The organism is Pseudomonas sp. NY15356, from assembly GCF_048068175.1.
GTDB lineage: Bacteria > Pseudomonadota > Gammaproteobacteria > Pseudomonadales > Pseudomonadaceae > Aquipseudomonas > Aquipseudomonas putida_K.
Map to the genome: position 1 here is coordinate 1 of NZ_JBLUPW010000051.1, position 16,275 is coordinate 16,275.

Below are 16,275 nucleotides of genomic sequence, written 5' to 3' on the forward strand. Positions count from 1 at the left end.
CTGGGCTTTTGGGCGGGGGGGGGGGGGTTTTTTTTTTTTTTTTGGTTTTGGGCTTACGGGGGTGGGGGGTTGTGTGTCCGCGCGCCGCCGGGGGGGGGCCCGATCTCACAGCCACCACCCACCTCAAGACCTACCCGACTCACCACAACGCAGCCGAAGCCGCCGTGACCACACGGCCAAATACCTCGATGGCCCTGTCGACATCCTCCTCGCGGGTAAAGCGCCCCAGGCTGATCCGCACGCACTGGCGTGCCCGCGCCTCGTCCAGCCCCAGGGCCAGCAGCACGTGGGACGCGGCATTGGCCGCCGAGTTGCAGGCCGACGTCGAGGAAAGGGCCACTTCGTTCGCCAGCGCGGCGCTATTGAAGCCCTTGGCGTCGATGCACAGGTTCAAGGTGTGGGGAATGCGTTGCTCGGCGCAGCCATTAAGGTTGACACCCGGCAGGGCCAGGAGCCCCTGGCGCAGGCGTTCGCTGAGCCGCTGGATACGCTGGTGTTCGCTGTCGCCAGGCGCGCCGGCCAAGGCGAAGGCGCTGCCCATGCCAACGATCTGGTGGGTCGCCAAGGTACCGGAGCGCAGGCCGCGCTCATGGCCACCGCCATGCATCTGCGCATGCAGCAACGCGCGGGCCCGGGGGCCGACGTACAGGGCGCCGATGCCTTTGGGGCCGTAGGCCTTGTGGGCCGAGAACGACATCAGGTCCACGGCCTGGTGGGCCAGGTCGATCGCTACCTTGCCCACGGCCTGGGCGGCGTCGACATGCAGCAGCGCGCCATGGGCCCGCACCCGTTCGCCGATGGCGGCGAAGTCGGTGACCGTACCCAGTTCATTGTTGACCGCCATCAGCGACACCAGGCGGGTATCGGGGCGCAATGCCGCCTGCACGGCCTGTGGCTGAATCAGCCCGCCGCTGTCCGGCGCAAGGCGCGTGACCGCCCAGCCCAGGCGTTCCAGCTCGGCTGCGGTATCGAGCACCGCCTTGTGCTCCAGCTGGCTGGTGATCAGGTGGCCCGGCTGCCCGGCACCCTGGGCGATACCCTTGAGCGCCAGGTTGTTGGATTCGGTGGCCCCGGAGGTCCAGACCAGCTCGGCCGGGTCTGCGCCCACGCGTTCGCCGACCTGGCGACGGGCCTGCTCGACCAGCTCGCGGGCGGCCTGGCCGTAGGCGTGGCCGCTGGAGGCCGGGTTGCCGAAGTGTGCATCCTGCCCCAGGCAGGTGAGCATGGCCTCGATGACACGGGCATCGACGGGGGTGGTGGCGGCGTAATCGAAGTAGAGCGGGGCGCTGGGCATGTTGGCGAGTCCGTGCATGTCGCCTGGAAGTGGCGATCGATGGAGCCATCGTAGCCAGCGTTGCGGATACACTTTTTGCCTTGTGAACGCGTTATGTCTCCCATTGGAGAAAAATTTTCTATCCGGTGCAGAGTTTGTAGAGCGTTTTGATAGATATCGTGGCAATAGCCTTGGTCGTCGGTAGGCTCAAGCGGGTTCCGGCGCGGCTTCGTCCTCCGCCAGCACCCGTTCGCACAGCTCGGTGATCTGCTCGCGCATCCAGCGGTTGGCTGGGTCCTGGTCGGTGCTTTCGTGCCAGTACAGGTGGGTCTCCAAGGGCGGCACTTCCACGGGCAGCGGCAGATGACGCAATTGATGACGGCGGGCGAAGCGCTCCGGCACGGTCATCACCATGTCGGTCTGCTGCAACACCTGGGAGGCCATCAGATAGTGCTGCGAGCGTAGGGCGACCTTGCGTTGCACGCCCATCTTGCCCAGGGCCAGGTCGACATAGCCCAGGCCGTTGCGACGGCTGGAGATATGGATGTGGGTCATGGCCAGGTAGTTGTCCAGGGTCAGCTTGCCTTCGCCCAATGGATGGCCCGGGCGCAAGGCGCAGACGAAGCGGTCCTGCATGAGCTTGACGTGGCGCACCTGCGGATCGGTGTTCAGCGGCGCGTCCACGGCGAAGTCCAGGCGCCCGGCGGCCAGTTCCTTGGTGGTCTCGCGGCGCTTGCACAGGAAGCTTTCGATCATCAGGGCCGGAGCCAGGCGGCGCAGGCGCTGGAACAAGGGAGGCAGGATCACCGCCTCGGTGAGGTCGGTCATGCTGATGCGGAAGGTCTTGTTCGCTTGCTGGGGGTTGAACACGCGGCTTTCCTGCACAGAGGTGCGCAGCAGCGCCAGAGCATTGCGCACCGGGCCGATGATGTTCTGGGCCATGGGCGTGGGCACCATACCCTGGGCGGTGCGCACGAACAGGGGGTCGTTGAAGGTCTCGCGCAGGCGCGACAGGGCATTGGACACCGCCGGCTGGGTGATGCCGACGATCTGCCCGGCGCGGGTCAGGTTGGCTTCGGTGTAGATGGCATCGAAAACGATGAACAGGTTGAGGTCGACCTTACTGAGGTTCATGGCGCCGCTCTTTGTTGGAGTTATGGGCCGATCATATATTGCTTATGAATGTTTATACACGCGGAAAATAGACTAGGTGGATGGCTGGCTGTTGCTCTAGGCTCAGGCCCATGTTCTCCAGCCTGTGAAGGTAGCCCCGATGGATTTCGCCTATTCGCCCAAGGTCCAGGCATTGCGCGAGCGTGTCTCTGCGTTCATGGACGCCCATGTCTACCCCGCCGAGCCGGTGTTCGAGCGCCAGGTCGCCGAGGGCGACCGCTGGCAGCCCACCGCGATCATGGAGCAGCTCAAGGCCAAGGCCCGCGCCGAGGGCCTGTGGAACCTGTTCCTGCCCGAGTCGGAATATGGCGCGGGGCTGTCCAACCTCGAATATGCGCCACTGGCCGAGGTCATGGGCCGCTCGTTGCTGGGGCCCGAGCCGTTCAACTGCTCGGCACCGGACACTGGCAACATGGAAGTGCTGGTGCGCTACGGCAGCGAGGCGCAGAAGCGCCAGTGGCTGGAGCCGCTGCTGCGCGGCGAGATCCGCTCGGCATTCGCCATGACCGAGCCGGATGTGGCCTCTTCGGATGCCACCAACATGGCGGCCACCGCCGTACGTGATGGCGACGAATGGCTCATCAATGGGCGCAAGTGGTGGACGTCCGGTGCCTGCGACCCGCGTTGCAAGGTGATGATCTTCATGGGCCTGTCCAACCCGGACGGGCCACGCCACCAGCAGCACTCCATGATCCTGGTGCCCACCGACGCCCCGGGGGTGAAGATCGTCCGCCCGCTGCCGGTGTTCGGCTACGACGATGCGCCCCACGGCCATGCCGAGGTGCTGTTCGAGCAGGTGCGGGTGCCTTATGAGAACGTGATCCTCGGCGAAGGCCGTGGTTTCGAAATCGCCCAGGGGCGGCTTGGGCCCGGCCGTATCCACCACTGCATGCGCTCGATCGGCATGGCCGAGCGGGCCCTTGAGTTGATGTGCAAGCGCTCGGTGGCGCGCACCGCGTTTGGCCGGCCATTGGCGCGGCTGGGCGGCAACGTCGACAAGATCGCCGATTCGCGCATGGAGATCGACATGGCGCGGCTGCTCACCCTCAAGGCTGCCTACATGATGGACACCGTCGGCAACAAGGTGGCTCGCAGCGAGATCGCGCAGATCAAGGTGGTGGCACCGAACGTGGCGTTGAAGGTGATCGACCGGGCGATCCAGCTGCATGGCGGGGCGGGGGTCAGCGGCGATTTCCCGTTGGCGTACATGTACGCCATGCAGCGCACCCTGCGCCTGGCCGATGGGCCGGACGAAGTGCACCGGGCGGCCGTGGGCAAGTACGAGATCGGCAAGTATGTGCCCAGGGAGATGCTGCGTAGCGGACAGTGAGCGCCTATCTTTTGCCCAAGAGCAAAAGTAGGTCGCCGTAAAGGCGAAAAGGTGAATCAGCGCCTCCATGGCGAATGGAGTTTTCGCGATTCCCATGCACTCGGTGTTTGTTGAATCTGGAATCGTTGGTATTGATTTAAGCGAACAGTCCGTTTGCGATGGCGACGCATATTCACCTTTCCGCCCTTACGGCGGGTCACTTTTTGTCAAACGCGACAAAAAGTAACCAAAAAACGCTGGCTCCTGCATCCGGCCCCTACGCTTCGCTCCGGGGTTCCCTCGCTCCAGCCTTGCTCCGGCGGGGCGCGGCGAAGGGCCATCCATGGCCCTGCGCCGCTTGCCAGGCATCCCTGCCTGGCACCCACCTGCGCAAGGCTTCCACTCGGCCTCCTGAAGTCGCGATTGGCGGCGCCTGGGCTATCGCGTATCACAAGCAAGAGCCGTATTGGCATGGCTGAGAAGTATTAAACCAGTTGTTCCCATAGATACAGAGATACAGCGGGCGCCACTGAGCTCTGTGGGAGCCGGCTTGCCGGCGATTGGGCCGGGCAGGCAACCAACCGGCATAATTTTTCGCCGCCGCCGCCGCCGCCGCCGCCGCCGCCGCCGCCGCCGCTTTTGCTCTTGCTTTTCCTACGCGATAGTCCAGGCACCGCCGAATGCGACGTCAGGAGGCCGAGTGGAGGCATTACGGAGGTGGGTGCCGGGCATGGATGCCCGGCAAGCGGCGCAGGGCCATGGATGGCCCTTCGCCGCGCCCCGCCGGGAGTAATGCCGGAGCGAGGGAACCCCGGAGCGAAGCGTAGGGGCCGGATGCAGGAGCCAGCGGTTTTTGCCTACTTTTGCCCAAGAGCAAAAGTAGGTCGCCGTAAAGGCGAAAAGGTGAGTCAGCGCCTCCGTGGCGAATGGAGTTTTCGCGATTCCCATGCGCTCGGTGTTTGTTGAGTCGTTGGTGTTGATTTAAGTGAACAGTCCGTTTGCGATGGCGACGCATATTCACCTTTCCGCCCTTACGGCGGGTCACTTTTTGTCAAACGCGACAAAAAGTAACCAAAAAACGCTGGCTCCTGCATCCGGCCCCTGCGCTTCGCTCCGGGGTTCCCTCGCTCCAGCCTTGCTCCGGCGGGGCGCGGCGAAGGGCCATCCATGGCCCTGCGCCGCTTGCCAGGCATCCATGCCTGGCACCCACCTGCGCAAGGCTTCCACTCGGCCTCCTGACGTCGCGTTTGGCGGCGCCTGGGCTGGCGGCGTTTATTCAGTAGGAATGACGGTGACCGTAATCGGGGGGCAAGCCCCCTCCCACAGATAAGCGACACATTTGAAGGCAGCGATGAATCTGTAGGAGTGGCGGTACGGATACCCGACTTGTCCCGCGATGAGGCATTCGTTGGGTTCAGGGCGCTCCGGTCTTCTCTTCCTGCGGCGCCTGGGTACTGGCCTGCTTGGGCGGCCGCGCATCGTCATCCTGGGCCATGGACGGGGAAGCGGCCCGGGTCTTGAACAGCGACAAGAGGACCCCGCCAAGCAGCAACCCGAACGTCACGCCCAGCGATAGCAACGCCGGTACCTTGCCGACCATGCCGTGATAGAAGATCTTGCAGCCGATGAAGATCAACACCAGTGCCAGCGCGTACTTGAGGTAGACGAAGCGGTGCATCAGCGCCGCAAGGGCGAAGTACAGCGAACGCAGCCCGAGGATGGCGAAGATGTTCGAGGTGTAGACGATGAACGGGTCCTGGGTGATGGCGAAGATGGCCGGCACGCTGTCCACGGCGAACACCAGGTCCGCCAGCTCGATCAGCACCAGGGCCAGGAACAGCGGCGTGGCATGGCGCAGGGCGGTGCTGTGGCCGGGCGGGGTGAGGCGCACGAAGAAATGTGGGCCGTGGATCTGCTCGGTGACGCGCATGTGCCGGCGTACGAAGCGCAGCACCGGGTTGTTGGCCAGGTCCGGGTGGCTGTCTTCCTTCGACAGGGCCATCTTCACCCCGGTGAACAGCAGGAAGGCGCCGAACAGATACAGCACCCAGGCGAAGTGTTGCACCAGCGCCGCGCCCACGCCGATCATGATCGCCCGCAGGAACACCACGCCGAGGATGCCCCAGAACAACACCCGATGCTGGTAGCGGCGGGGGATGGCGAAGAAGCCGAAGATCATCGCCATGACGAACACGTTGTCCATCGACAGCGACTGTTCCACCAGGAACCCGGTGTAGAACTCCAGCGCCGACTGGGCACCAAGCTCGTACCAGACCCACGCCCCGAACAGTACGCCCACGCTGAAATAGCCTGCATACAGCAGCAGGCTTTCGCGCATTTCGATTTCCCGATCCTTGCGGTGCAGCACGCCAAGGTCCAGCACCAACAAGGCGATGACGATGGCGACGAACACCAGCCACAACCAGGCGCTGGTACCGAGGAACGGGGTGGTGAGGAATGTGTGCAGAGCCGTCATGAGCCCCTCCTTGAATGTCGACGTTGCATGGCAACAGTGATCCGACATGGCGGCTCGGCAGCCGTCAGAGGGGCCCGGTATCACATGGGTTTGAGCCTAGACCGGTTTCCCGGCGCTGCCGAATGGCAGGCTGTTACATTTTTTTGCGCCGCTAACCCAGCCTTCAGTACACCCATACTTCGACCCTTTGGTTACGCAAACGTCCCTTTTGTTGATCGTTGTCGGCCACCGGCAATTCGTCGCCCAGGCCGGCCACTTCCCTCACCTCGATGCCATGACGGGCCAGTGCGCGGCGCACGGCCATGGCCCGCAGGCGCGAGAGCAGGGCGGCACGCCCGGGCGTTTCCTTGGGGTCGCCAAAGCCGACCAGCACGACCTGATGATCGAGCTTGCCGGCCTGGCGCAGGTAGTCGGCGACCCGCTGGACATCGCGCAAGGCCTTGTTGTCGAGGTTGGCACTGCCGGCCTGGAAGCGGAAGCTGACGGTCAGACGCTGGGCCTGGCTGGCCAGGGTGCGGTAGCGCGCCGGCATGTCCGCCTGGCTGGGCACCGGCAGGGCCTTGATCTGCTGGGAGACGAAGCCCTGGCGGGCGACGATCGCCTGGCCTGCCGGGCTCTGGGTGAACTCGGCCAGGGCCCGTGCCAGCGGGGTGGGGGGGGCGGGCAGGTAGAAGAACAGGCGCCGCGACAGCGGGTAGTCTTCACTGGCCACCCGGGCACGGGTCGGCAGCAGGGCCGGGGCGTCACCCTCGGCGATGGCCAGGACCTTGGCGCCATGCACGGCCGTCAAGGTACTGAAACCAATGGCCTGGCGGTCGGCCTTGACCCGCTCGGCCAGCGCTTCGCTGGATTCGAAGCGCTGCGCCTGGGGCGCCAGGCCATGATGGCCTGGCTCCAGCACCAGGGCCTTGAAGGTTTCGAAGGTGCCGGAGCGATCATCGCGGGCATACAGGCGGATCGTGCCGCCGGCCACGCCCAACTGCTCCCAGCGCCGTACTTGGCCGGAAAACACCTGCGCCAACTGGGTGATGGTCAGCTGCGACAGGGGGTTGCCTGGGTGGACGATCACGGCCACGCCATCCAGGCCGATGACCTGCTCCGAGGCCTTGTCGCGCAGGTCGCCCAACGCCTGCAGGCGCTGGGCCTCGCTGTCGGTGATGGGCCGGGAGGCGGCAGCCAGGTCGGCCTTGGCGTCGCCCAAAGCGATGAAACCGGTGCTGGAGCCGTGGGCGGCGATATCGATGTGCAGGGGCTGGCCTTGGGCATTCAGGGCGCGGATCTGGGTTTCGTTGGCGTGCTCGCCCGGCGCCTGTTCGATGGCCGTGGCGCCCTGGGCCTCGAGCAGGCCCCGGACCAGGGCCGGAGCGAGGGCGGCGCCGATGGTGTTGGAGCCCTGGATGCGCAGCTGCACCGGCTCGGCCAGGGCCGGCAGGGGCAGCAGGCAGCACAACAAGACAAGGAGGCGGAGCATCCTGGGAACCTGTGGCGTGGCGTTGGGCCGCAGATTACGACAGGGCGGTGACGGGGAGATGACAGTGAGGTCGCCTGTGCCGGCCCTCTGGGAGCGGGTTGGCGGTACCCCCAAGGCTCAGAACGTAGGTGGCGTGATCACCCAGATCACCACGGCATCCTCGTCCCCGGGGTTGCCATAGCGGTGTGGTTCCTGGCTGGAGAAGCTGAAGCTGTCGCCTTCGTTCAGCTGGAAATAACGCTCGCCCACCCACAACTCGAAACGGCCCGACAGCAGATACCCGGCTTCCTCGCCCTCATGGCTGTAGCTCTCCTGGCTGTAGGTGCCCGGTGGAAAGCGCGAGTGGAGGATTTCCAGCTGGCGGTTGGGCTGGGGCGTGAGCAGTTGGTCGACGATGCCGTCCTCGTAATGCACGCTCAGGCGGCTGTTGCGGCGCACCACGTAGCCTTGGTCTTCAGGGGCGGTGCTGGCCTCGCTGGCGAAGAACCACTGGATGGTCACGCCCAGGCTGCGGGCGATGTTGAACAGCGCCGGGATCGACGGGTAGGAGAGGTTGCGCTCCAGCTGGCTGATGTAGCCGGCGGTCAGTTCGCTCTGCTTGGCCAGCTCCGCCAGGGTCATGCCGCGGCGCTTGCGCAGGCCGCGGATGCGGGTGCCGAGAAAATGCGGGGCCGCGCCACCTGCTTCGGCGGCGGGCGTCGGCGTCATGGGTTGCTCGCTCATTGGGCGTCGGTCCATCGGGAAAGCGGCAGTATGACCAGCCTCAGAGCGCCCAGGCAACCGTCAGGCCGTCATGGATCGCCTCCTCGACGGTGCGTGGCGCCAGGCAGTCGCCGACGCGCCTGACCTCGACCAGCCCGGCCAGCTCCTCGCCCAAGGTGTCCTGGGGTTGGTGGCCCAGGCACAGCACCAGGGTGTCGATGCCTTCGAAGATCATCGGCTCGCCGCTGGCGGTGTGCAGCAGGTAGACGGTGTTGTCGTCGCAGCCGTAGAGGCGGGCATAGGGCGTGATCGCAATGCCCAGGCGGTGCAGCTCGCCGGCCATCTGGTCGCGCACGTACAGCGGCAGGTTTTCGCCGCAGTGGGTGCCGTTGACCGCCAGCTGCACCTGGTGCCCGTCGCGCACCAGGCGTTCGGCGATGCCGGGGCCGATCCAGTCGCTGCGCCAGTCCACCACCAGCACCGAGCGCCCCAGGGTGGCCTGGTTGCGCAGCACCTGCCAGGCGTCCACCACCTGCATCTGGCCGTCGCGCTCGAACGTGGGCCAGTAGGGCGTAGCGCCAGTGGCGGCGATCACTAGGTCCGGGCGCTCGCGTTCGACCAGGGCGCGGTCGACCCGGGTGTTGCGCACCACGCGCACCCCGGCCAGTTCCATCTCCCGTTGCAGGTTGGTGCTGGCGCCACCGAATTCGCTGCGCCGGGGCAGCAGCTGGGCCAGCAGTACCTGGCCGCCCAACTGCGGGCCGGCCTCGTACAAGGTCACGTCGTGGCCACGCGCGGCCGCCACGGCGGCGGCCTTCATGCCGGCCGGGCCACCGCCGGCAACCATCACCCGCTTGGGTGCGGTGGTGCGTTGCAGCGTGCCGTATTGCAGCTCCCGGCCGGTTTCCGGGTGCTGGATGCAGGAGATCGGCAGGCCGCGGTGGAAGTGGCCGATACAGGCCTGGTTGCAGGCGATGCAGGCGCGCACGTCCTCGACCTGGCCGCGCTCGGTCTTGGTCGGCATCTGCGGGTCGCAGATCAAGGCGCGGGTCATGCCGCAGACATCGGCCTGGCCACGGGCAAGGATCAGTTCGGCCTCCTGAGGCTGGTTGATGCGGCCGGTGACGAACAGCGGGATGTCCAGGCTCGCCTTGAAGGTGCCGGCTTCGCGGGCCAGGTAGGCCGGCTCGATGGCCATGGGCGGGACGATATGCACCGCGCCGCCGAGCGACGCGGAGGTGCCTGCGACGATATGCAGGTAGTCGATCTCGCCTTGCAGGGCCTGGGCGGCCAGCAACGACTCGTCCTCGGTCAGGCCCTCGGGGTCACGCTCGTCGGCACTGATGCGCAGGCCGACGATGAAGTCCTCGCCGGTCGCCGCGCGTACCGCCGCCAGCACCTCGCGGACGAAGCGCAGGCGCTGCTCCAGGCCGCCGTTGTAGCCGTCGGTGCGGCGATTGACCCGCGGGTTGAGGAACTGCGCCGGCAAGTAGCCGTGGCTGGCCACCACCTCCACGCCATCCAGGCCGGCTTGGAACAGGCGACGGGCGGCCGCGGCGTAGCCCTGGACGATTTCGTCGATCATCGCCTGGTCCAACGCCCGGGGCATCACGCGAAAGCGCTCGTTGGGTACTGCCGAGGCCGAATAGGCCACCGCCAGCAGGCCGTCGGCCGTTTCCATGATCTCGCGGCCGGGGTGGAACAGCTGCGACAGCACCACCGTGCCGTGCGTGTGGCAGGCCTCGGCCAGGCGCCGGTAGCCCTCGATGCAGGCGTCGTCGGTGGCCATCAACACGTGGGAGGTATAGCGCGCGCTGTCGTGTACGCCGGCCACCTGCAGCACGATCAGGCCGGCCCCGCCCTCGGCGCGGGCACGGTGGTAGGCGATCAGCTTGTCGTTGACCAGGTTGTCGGTGGGCAGGCAGGTGTCATGCCCGGTGGACATGATGCGGTTCTTCAGGCGTTTGCCACGGATCTGCAACGGCTCGAACAGGTGGGCGAAGGCGGTCGACATGCGCGCAGCTCCGGTGTGTTGTTGTTTTATGCCATGAAAGTGTAGCTGTAGTAAAAAATCAACTTGTTTTTTTACTGGCTCGCGACTAGCGTTCCCTTCGACCCCTCACGCAGGGGCGCCTCACAACAACAAGAAAGCGGGCCTTGGCTGTACCGGCCAGGCACCGGCAGGAGGAACCAGCGATGAATGCATTTCCCCGCAGGACCGGCTTTTGCGCACTGCTGTTGGCCTTGGGCCTGGGCAGTGTGCAAGCGGCGCCACAGATGGTCGTGGTCGGCTATGGTGGTGCAGGCCAGAAAGCCCAGGATGTGGCGATCTTCCAGCCTTTCAGTGCCCAGGACGGCAGCAAGCTGATCCAGAGCGAATACAACGGCGAGATGGCCCGTATCCAGGTGATGGCCGATACCGGGAATGTCGATTGGGATGTGGTGCAGATCGAAGGCCCGGACCTGATGCGCGGGTGCGACGAGGGCATCTACGAGCGCCTGGACTGGCAGCAGTTGGGCGGTACTGCCGAGCTGATACCTGATGCGGCCCAGGATTGCGGTTCGGCGGCACTGGTGTGGAGCGTGGCGATTGCCTACGACCGGAGCAAGCTGGCCCAGGCGCCGACTTCCTGGGCGGATTTCTGGGACGTGAAGAAATACCCCGGCAAGCGCGGCCTGCGCAAGCGCGCGGTATACAACCTGGAGTTCGCCTTGCTGGCCGACGGCGTCAAGGTCGAGGACGTGTACAAGGTCCTGGCCACCCCGGCAGGCGTCGAGCGTGCTTTCGCCAAGCTGACCGAGCTCAAGCCGTACATCCAGTGGTGGGATGCCGGCGCCCAGCCGCCCCAGTGGCTGGCCGCGGGCGATGTGGTGATGACGTCCACCTATAGTGGCCGCATCGCCGTGGCCGCGCAGCAGGGCAGCCCGCTGGCGGTGGTCTGGCCGGGCAGCCTGTATGGCATGGACTACTGGGCGATCATCAAGGGGTCCAGGCATGCCGATCAGGCGCGGCGGCTGATCGCCTACGCCAACCAGCCCGATACCCAGGTGCGTTACGTCGAGCAGATCCCTTATGGCCCGACCAATACCCAGGCCGCGGCCAAGCTCGCCCCTGGGCTGGCCAGCTGGGTGCCGACCTCGCCCGAGAACCTCAAGGGCGCGCTGGCCATGGATGTGGCGTTCTGGGTCGATCATGGCGAAGAGCTGGAGCAGCGGTTCAACGCCTGGGCCAGCAAGTGATGGGTTGATATCCGGGGCCGCGCAGCGGCCTCATCATTCACAAATCAGGACAATGTCAATGACCCCTACCGAACGGACCCTGCGCCAGGAGCTGGCGGCCTGCTACCGCCTGATCGCGCATTTTCGGATGACCGACCTGATCTTCACCCATATCTCCGTACGCCTGCCTGGGCCGGAGCATCACTTCCTGATCAACCCCTACGGCTTGCTGTTCGACGAGATCACGGCCTCGAAGTTGGTGAAGATCGACCTGCAGGGCAACCCGGTCGAGCCTTCGCCCTATCCGGTCAACCCGGCCGGTTTCGTCATTCATGGTGCGATCCATGGCGCCCGCGAAGACGCCCAATGCGTACTGCACACCCATACCCGCGCCGGCTGCGCGGTCGCTGCGCTCGAGTGTGGGTTGCTGCCGCTCAACCAGATCGCCATGGAGTTCTATGGCCGGGTCGGCTATCACGCCTACGAAGGTATCGCGCTGGACCTGGACGAGCAGCAGCGGCTGGTGGCGGACCTGGGACGACACACGGTGATGATCCTGCGCAACCACGGTTTGTTGACGGTCGGCAGTACCGTGGCCGAGGCGTTCTTGCGCATGTATTACCTGGAGAAGGCTTGTGAGATTCAACTGGCAGCGCTGCAGGCCGGGCCAGTGATCATGCCGCCCCATGCGGTGTGCGCGCACACCGAGCGGCAGTTCAACGAGCCGGCGCGGCCGTTGAAGGCCGGGGAATTGGCGGACCCGGATGGCAATGCCTTGGCATGGCAGGCGCTGTTGCGGTTGCTGGAGCGGGTGGCACCGGATTATCGCGATTGAGCCAGGCGCCTGGGGGGCGGCGCTGGTCCGGTGGCGGGAAACGCCCGCTCACAGAAGCGAGGTAGCGAACGGGCGTCCGCTACCTCGCGGTCGGGGAATCAGCGGGCGTCGGGGACGATGATATGGGCCGGTGCCTGTGCGGCACGGCTGCGGGCGACCCAGTAGTACAGCAGGCTAGGCACCACCAGGCCGATCAACCAGGACACGTCGACGCCGCCCAGGTGGGCGACCATGGGGCCGGTGTACAGCTTGGTATCGATGAACGGCATCTGCACCAGCACGCCAACGGTGTAGACGATGATCCCTGGCCAGTTCCAGCGCCCATAGCGGCCTTCGGGGTCGGCCAGGGCCGGGATGTCGTAGCGCTCCTTGGTGATGAAGTAGTAGTCCACCAGGTTCACCGCGCTCCAGGGCACGAAGAAGGTCAGCAAGAACAGGATGAACGACTTGAACGCACTGAGGAACGAATGCTGGCCGAGCAGGGCGACGAGGGTGGCGGCGCCGACGATGCCGAGCACGAACACCAGGCGTTGCAGGCGGCTGATCTGCAGGTGGCCACGGAACCCGCTGATGATGGTGGCGATGCACATGAAGCTGCCGTAGGAGTTCAGCGTCGAGATGGTCACCTTGCCGAAGGCGATGCTGAAGTACAGCAGGGCGGCCGTGGTGCCAGCGCCCCCCAGGCCGACGATGTACGCCACCTCATGCCCGGAGAACTGCCCACCGGCAATGGCTGCGGCGAACACGCCGAGGATCATCGAGGCCTGGGCGCCGATCACCGACCCCAGCCCGGCGGCAAGGAAGGTTTTGATCGGTGAGGTGCTGCTGGGCAGGTAGCGCGAGTAGTCGGCCACGTAGGGGCCGAAGGCGATCTGCCAGGAGGCGGCCAGCGACACCGCGAGCAGGAACGAGGCCCAGGTGAAGTGGCGGTTGTCGAGCAACTGGCCGATGTCGGCCAGCATCAGGATGCGGCTGAACAGGTACACGAAGGCGATGATGCCGAGCACGCTGGCCACGCGGCCGATCCAGTGGATCACCCGGTAGCCGGCGAGGGTGGCGAGCACGATCACCCCGGCGAAGATCAGGATGCCGCTGCTGTCGCTCACGCTCAGCAACTGGCCGATGGCCTGGCCGGACAGCACCGTGCCGGTGGCGGTGAAACCCAGGTACATCAGGCACACCAGGGCCATGGGAATGGCCGCGCCGTAGACCCCGAACTGCACCCGGCTGGAGATCATCTGCGGCAGGCCCAGGCGCGGCCCTTGGGCGGCGTGCAGGGCCATGACGGCGCCGCCGATCAGTTGGCCGAGCAACAGGCCGAGCAGCGACCAGAACACATCGCCGCCGAGTACCACGGCCAGGGCGCCGGTGACGATCGCGGTGATCTGCAGGTTGGCTCCCAGCCACAAGGTGAATTGGCTGTACACGCGTCCATGGCGTTCAGCTTCGGGGATGTAGTCGATCGAGCGCCGTTCGATCACGGGTTTGCTGGACATGGGGCACTCCGCTTGTTTGTTCTTGTGGGGCGGCGGCCAACTCGAAGAGGCGGGTGGCCTGTGTGTGATATGAGCATGTATAGACAAGTAGGGTCAAGTGAAGCCTGACACGGCTCGTCTGGCTGCTGTTCGTTGTCCCAGACACTTCGCCGGCACGACTGTTGCGCAAGGCTGGCACCCAACTGTGCTGGTCCGTGGGAAAACAAAGGCCTTATGCTGTTACGAAATATGTCTAGAAAAGCCTGAAGAAGGAAACTGCAATGCCAGTCAAGGACCTGCTGATCGCCCTGGTGGTGATCATCGCCTGGGGCGTGAATTTCGTGGTGATCAAGGTTGGCCTCGATGGCCTGCCGCCCATGCTGCTCGGGGCCTTGCGGTTTGCCTTGGTGGCGTTTCCGGCGGTGCTGCTGGTCAGGCGCCCGAAGCTGCCCTGGCGCTGGTTGATCGCCTATGGCGTGACCATTTCCCTGGGCCAGTTCGCCTTCCTGTTCCAGGCCATGTACAGCGGCATGCCTCCGGGGCTGGCGTCGTTGGTGCTGCAGTCCCAGGCATTCTTCACCCTTGGGTTCGCCGCGCTGTTTCTTGGCGAGCGCCTGCGCCTGGCCAGCCTGCTGGGCCTGTTGGTGGCTGCGGGCGGGTTGGTGCTGATCGGCAGCGAGGACAGCAGCCATGTACCGTTGCTGGCCCTGTTGCTGACCCTGTGCGCGGGCGCCATGTGGGGCATGGGCAACATCATCACGCGCCGGTTCGGCTCGGTGGATCTGGTGGCCCTGGTGATCTGGGGCGGTTTGATACCACCGCTGCCGTTTCTGGCGCTGTCCTGGTGGCTGGAGGGGCCTGAGCGTATCGGCCATGCCCTGGCCAATATCGGCTGGAGCTCGGTACTGGCGCTGGCCTACCTGGCGTTCGTCGCCACCATGCTTGGCTACAGCCTATGGAGCACCTTGCTGTCGCGGCATCCGGCAGGCAAGGTGGCGCCGTTTTCGCTGTTGGTGCCGGTGGTCGGCCTGAGCTCGTCGGCCTGGCTGCTCGATGAACGCTTGAGTGCGGTGCAGGGGTGGGGCGCGGTGCTGGTCATGCTGGGGTTGCTGATCAATGTGTTCGGGCCTCGGGTAGGGCAGCGGTTGCGGGCGGTGAGCGTTCAGTAGAGGGTTTATGCGAGATCGCGCTGGCGGCGCGATCTCGCTATCGCCGAACATGGCAGATCGTCCTATAAATAAGACGAACCATGCCATTTTTGCCGTCTACCGCAACATTGGTTCCATAGGTAGTGTTACACCCAGCCATCTGAGAGAGGAGACTTCTCATGAAAAAGATTCTGGGTATCCACCGCAGCCCCCACGGCCATTGGGTCGGGGATGGCTTCCCGGTTCGTAGCCTGTTCACCTATGACAACCTGGCGCGCCATATCAGCCCGTTCTTGCTGCTCGATTATGCTGGCCCCCATGGCTTCACGCCGACCACTGCGCGGCGCGGAGTCGGCCAGCACCCGCACCGAGGCTTCGAGACGGTGACCATCGTCTACCAGGGCGAACTGGAGCACCGCGATTCCACTGGCGCCGGTGGCCTGATCGGCCCGGGCGATGTGCAGTGGATGACGGCCGCCAACGGCATCCTCCACGAGGAATTCCATTCGCCGGCCTTCGCCCGCAGCGGCGGCACACTGGAGATGGTGCAACTGTGGGTCAACCTGCCGGCCCGTGACAAGCGTGCGCCTGCGGGGTACCAGACCCTGTTGTCCTCGGACATTCCGGTGGTGTCGCTGGAAGGCGAGGCCGGTAGCCTGCGGGTGATCGCTGGTGCCTACCAGGGCCATCAAGGCCCGGCGCGGACCTTCACCGCCATGGACGTCTGGGACCTGCGCCTGAAAGCGGGTGCCCACCTGCAACTGCCGATCGCCGCAGGGCGCAACGCAGCGTTGGTGGTGCTGCGCGGTAACGTGCGTGTCAATGGCGAGCGCGAGGCGGGCCCGGCCAGCCTGGTGCTGCTGGAGCGCGATGGCGAGCATGTGCAGGTCGAGGCGCTGGACGAAGTGAGCCTGCTGTTGCTCAGCGGCGAGCCGATCGACGAGCCCATCGTTGGTTATGGCCCGTTCGTGATGAACAGCCAGGCGGAAATCGCCGAGTCGTTCGCCGACTTCCAGGCAGGGCGGTTCGGGCAGATGGTGGGTGAGCAGTAAAGGGGCCGTTTTGCGGCCCATCGCGGGGCAAGCCCCCCCCCACACGGTGCGGGGGGGGCGGGGGGGGCCCCCCCGGCGTTTTTGGCCCCAACACCACAGGCGCCCCAGCACCTCACGTGTCCCCGAGCGCCCCCCCCCCGGC

Annotated in this window: 12 protein-coding genes; 5 read left to right on the forward strand and 7 right to left on the reverse strand. The window is 65.6% G+C overall.

What is annotated here, in order from left to right; translation table 11 throughout:
* Window positions 1-139 precede the first annotated feature (139 nt).
* A complete protein-coding gene (locus tag ACNFCI_RS23595; protein ID WP_368830310.1) occupies window positions 140-1,294 on the reverse strand; it encodes a cysteine desulfurase family protein in 1,155 nt (384 codons plus the stop codon).
* 186 nt (window positions 1,295-1,480) lie between these two features.
* The gene (locus ACNFCI_RS23600; RefSeq protein WP_084857506.1) at window positions 1,481-2,407 is read right to left on the reverse strand and encodes a LysR family transcriptional regulator; all 927 of its coding nucleotides are present in this window, start codon (window positions 2,405-2,407) and stop codon (window positions 1,481-1,483) included.
* 139 nt (window positions 2,408-2,546) lie between these two features.
* Between ACNFCI_RS23600 and ACNFCI_RS23605 the strand changes: the two genes are divergently transcribed.
* Complete coding sequence (locus ACNFCI_RS23605; RefSeq protein WP_368830311.1) at window positions 2,547-3,776, forward strand: acyl-CoA dehydrogenase; 1,230 nt, start codon at window positions 2,547-2,549, stop codon at window positions 3,774-3,776.
* Between the two features lie 1,393 nt (window positions 3,777-5,169).
* On the opposite strand, the gene ACNFCI_RS23610 is transcribed toward ACNFCI_RS23605, so the two are convergent.
* From ACNFCI_RS23610 to ACNFCI_RS23625, 4 genes are all read right to left on the reverse strand, one after another.
* Window positions 5,170-6,231: a TerC family protein gene (locus ACNFCI_RS23610; RefSeq protein ID WP_368830312.1), complete on the reverse strand. Its 1,062-nt coding sequence runs from the start codon at window positions 6,229-6,231 to the stop codon at window positions 5,170-5,172.
* A 163-nt stretch (window positions 6,232-6,394) separates the two neighbouring features.
* Entirely contained in the window at window positions 6,395-7,702 is a 1,308-nt protein-coding gene (locus tag ACNFCI_RS23615) for a substrate-binding domain-containing protein (protein ID WP_416768369.1), read from the reverse strand.
* Window positions 7,703-7,819: 117 nt separating this feature from the next.
* The gene (locus ACNFCI_RS23620) at window positions 7,820-8,410 is read right to left on the reverse strand and encodes a cupin domain-containing protein (protein WP_143515221.1); all 591 of its coding nucleotides are present in this window, start codon (window positions 8,408-8,410) and stop codon (window positions 7,820-7,822) included.
* Between the two features lie 55 nt (window positions 8,411-8,465).
* Window positions 8,466-10,418, reverse strand: a complete 1,953-nt coding sequence (locus ACNFCI_RS23625; RefSeq protein ID WP_368829394.1) for an FAD-dependent oxidoreductase — start codon at window positions 10,416-10,418, stop codon at window positions 8,466-8,468.
* A 182-nt stretch (window positions 10,419-10,600) separates the two neighbouring features.
* Between ACNFCI_RS23625 and ACNFCI_RS23630 the strand changes: the two genes are divergently transcribed.
* Entirely contained in the window at window positions 10,601-11,644 is a 1,044-nt protein-coding gene (locus ACNFCI_RS23630) for an ABC transporter substrate-binding protein (protein WP_368829395.1), read from the forward strand.
* Window positions 11,598-12,458, forward strand: coding sequence for a class II aldolase/adducin family protein (locus ACNFCI_RS23635; protein ID WP_368829396.1), 861 nt, complete (start codon window positions 11,598-11,600; stop codon window positions 12,456-12,458). The genes ACNFCI_RS23630 and ACNFCI_RS23635 overlap by 47 nt, the downstream gene beginning before the upstream one ends.
* Window positions 12,459-12,556: 98 nt before the next feature.
* Here the strand turns inward: ACNFCI_RS23635 and ACNFCI_RS23640 are convergent, their stop codons facing one another.
* Window positions 12,557-13,954, reverse strand: a complete 1,398-nt coding sequence (locus ACNFCI_RS23640) for a purine-cytosine permease family protein (protein WP_084857523.1) — start codon at window positions 13,952-13,954, stop codon at window positions 12,557-12,559.
* A gap of 260 nt (window positions 13,955-14,214) precedes the next feature.
* Here ACNFCI_RS23640 and ACNFCI_RS23645 point away from each other — a divergent pair, with 260 nt between their 5' ends.
* Together ACNFCI_RS23645 and ACNFCI_RS23650 are read left to right on the forward strand one after the other, a co-directional pair.
* Window positions 14,215-15,102, forward strand: a complete 888-nt coding sequence (locus ACNFCI_RS23645) for an EamA family transporter (protein WP_084857525.1) — start codon at window positions 14,215-14,217, stop codon at window positions 15,100-15,102.
* 158 nt (window positions 15,103-15,260) lie between these two features.
* Window positions 15,261-16,133: a pirin family protein gene (locus tag ACNFCI_RS23650; RefSeq protein WP_368829397.1), complete on the forward strand. Its 873-nt coding sequence runs from the start codon at window positions 15,261-15,263 to the stop codon at window positions 16,131-16,133.
* Window positions 16,134-16,275 lie beyond the last annotated feature (142 nt).

Excerpts from the sequence above, each read along its gene's own strand:
- ACNFCI_RS23595 (WP_368830310.1), bottom strand. The coding sequence starts at position 1,294 with ATGCCCAGCGCCCCGCTCTACTTCGATTACGCCGCCACCACCCCCGTC.
- ACNFCI_RS23600 (WP_084857506.1), bottom strand. The coding sequence starts at position 2,407 with ATGAACCTCAGTAAGGTCGACCTCAACCTGTTCATCGTTTTCGATGCC.
- ACNFCI_RS23605 (WP_368830311.1), top strand. The coding sequence starts at position 2,547 with ATGGATTTCGCCTATTCGCCCAAGGTCCAGGCATTGCGCGAGCGTGTC.
- ACNFCI_RS23610 (WP_368830312.1), bottom strand. The coding sequence starts at position 6,231 with ATGACGGCTCTGCACACATTCCTCACCACCCCGTTCCTCGGTACCAGC.
- ACNFCI_RS23615 (WP_416768369.1), bottom strand. The coding sequence starts at position 7,702 with ATGCTCCGCCTCCTTGTCTTGTTGTGCTGCCTGCTGCCCCTGCCGGCC.
- ACNFCI_RS23620 (WP_143515221.1), bottom strand. The coding sequence starts at position 8,410 with ATGACGCCGACGCCCGCCGCCGAAGCAGGTGGCGCGGCCCCGCATTTT.
- ACNFCI_RS23625 (WP_368829394.1), bottom strand. The coding sequence starts at position 10,418 with ATGTCGACCGCCTTCGCCCACCTGTTCGAGCCGTTGCAGATCCGTGGC.
- ACNFCI_RS23630 (WP_368829395.1), top strand. The coding sequence starts at position 10,601 with ATGAATGCATTTCCCCGCAGGACCGGCTTTTGCGCACTGCTGTTGGCC.
- ACNFCI_RS23635 (WP_368829396.1), top strand. The coding sequence starts at position 11,598 with ATGGCGAAGAGCTGGAGCAGCGGTTCAACGCCTGGGCCAGCAAGTGAT.
- ACNFCI_RS23640 (WP_084857523.1), bottom strand. The coding sequence starts at position 13,954 with ATGTCCAGCAAACCCGTGATCGAACGGCGCTCGATCGACTACATCCCC.
- ACNFCI_RS23645 (WP_084857525.1), top strand. The coding sequence starts at position 14,215 with ATGCCAGTCAAGGACCTGCTGATCGCCCTGGTGGTGATCATCGCCTGG.
- ACNFCI_RS23650 (WP_368829397.1), top strand. The coding sequence starts at position 15,261 with ATGAAAAAGATTCTGGGTATCCACCGCAGCCCCCACGGCCATTGGGTC.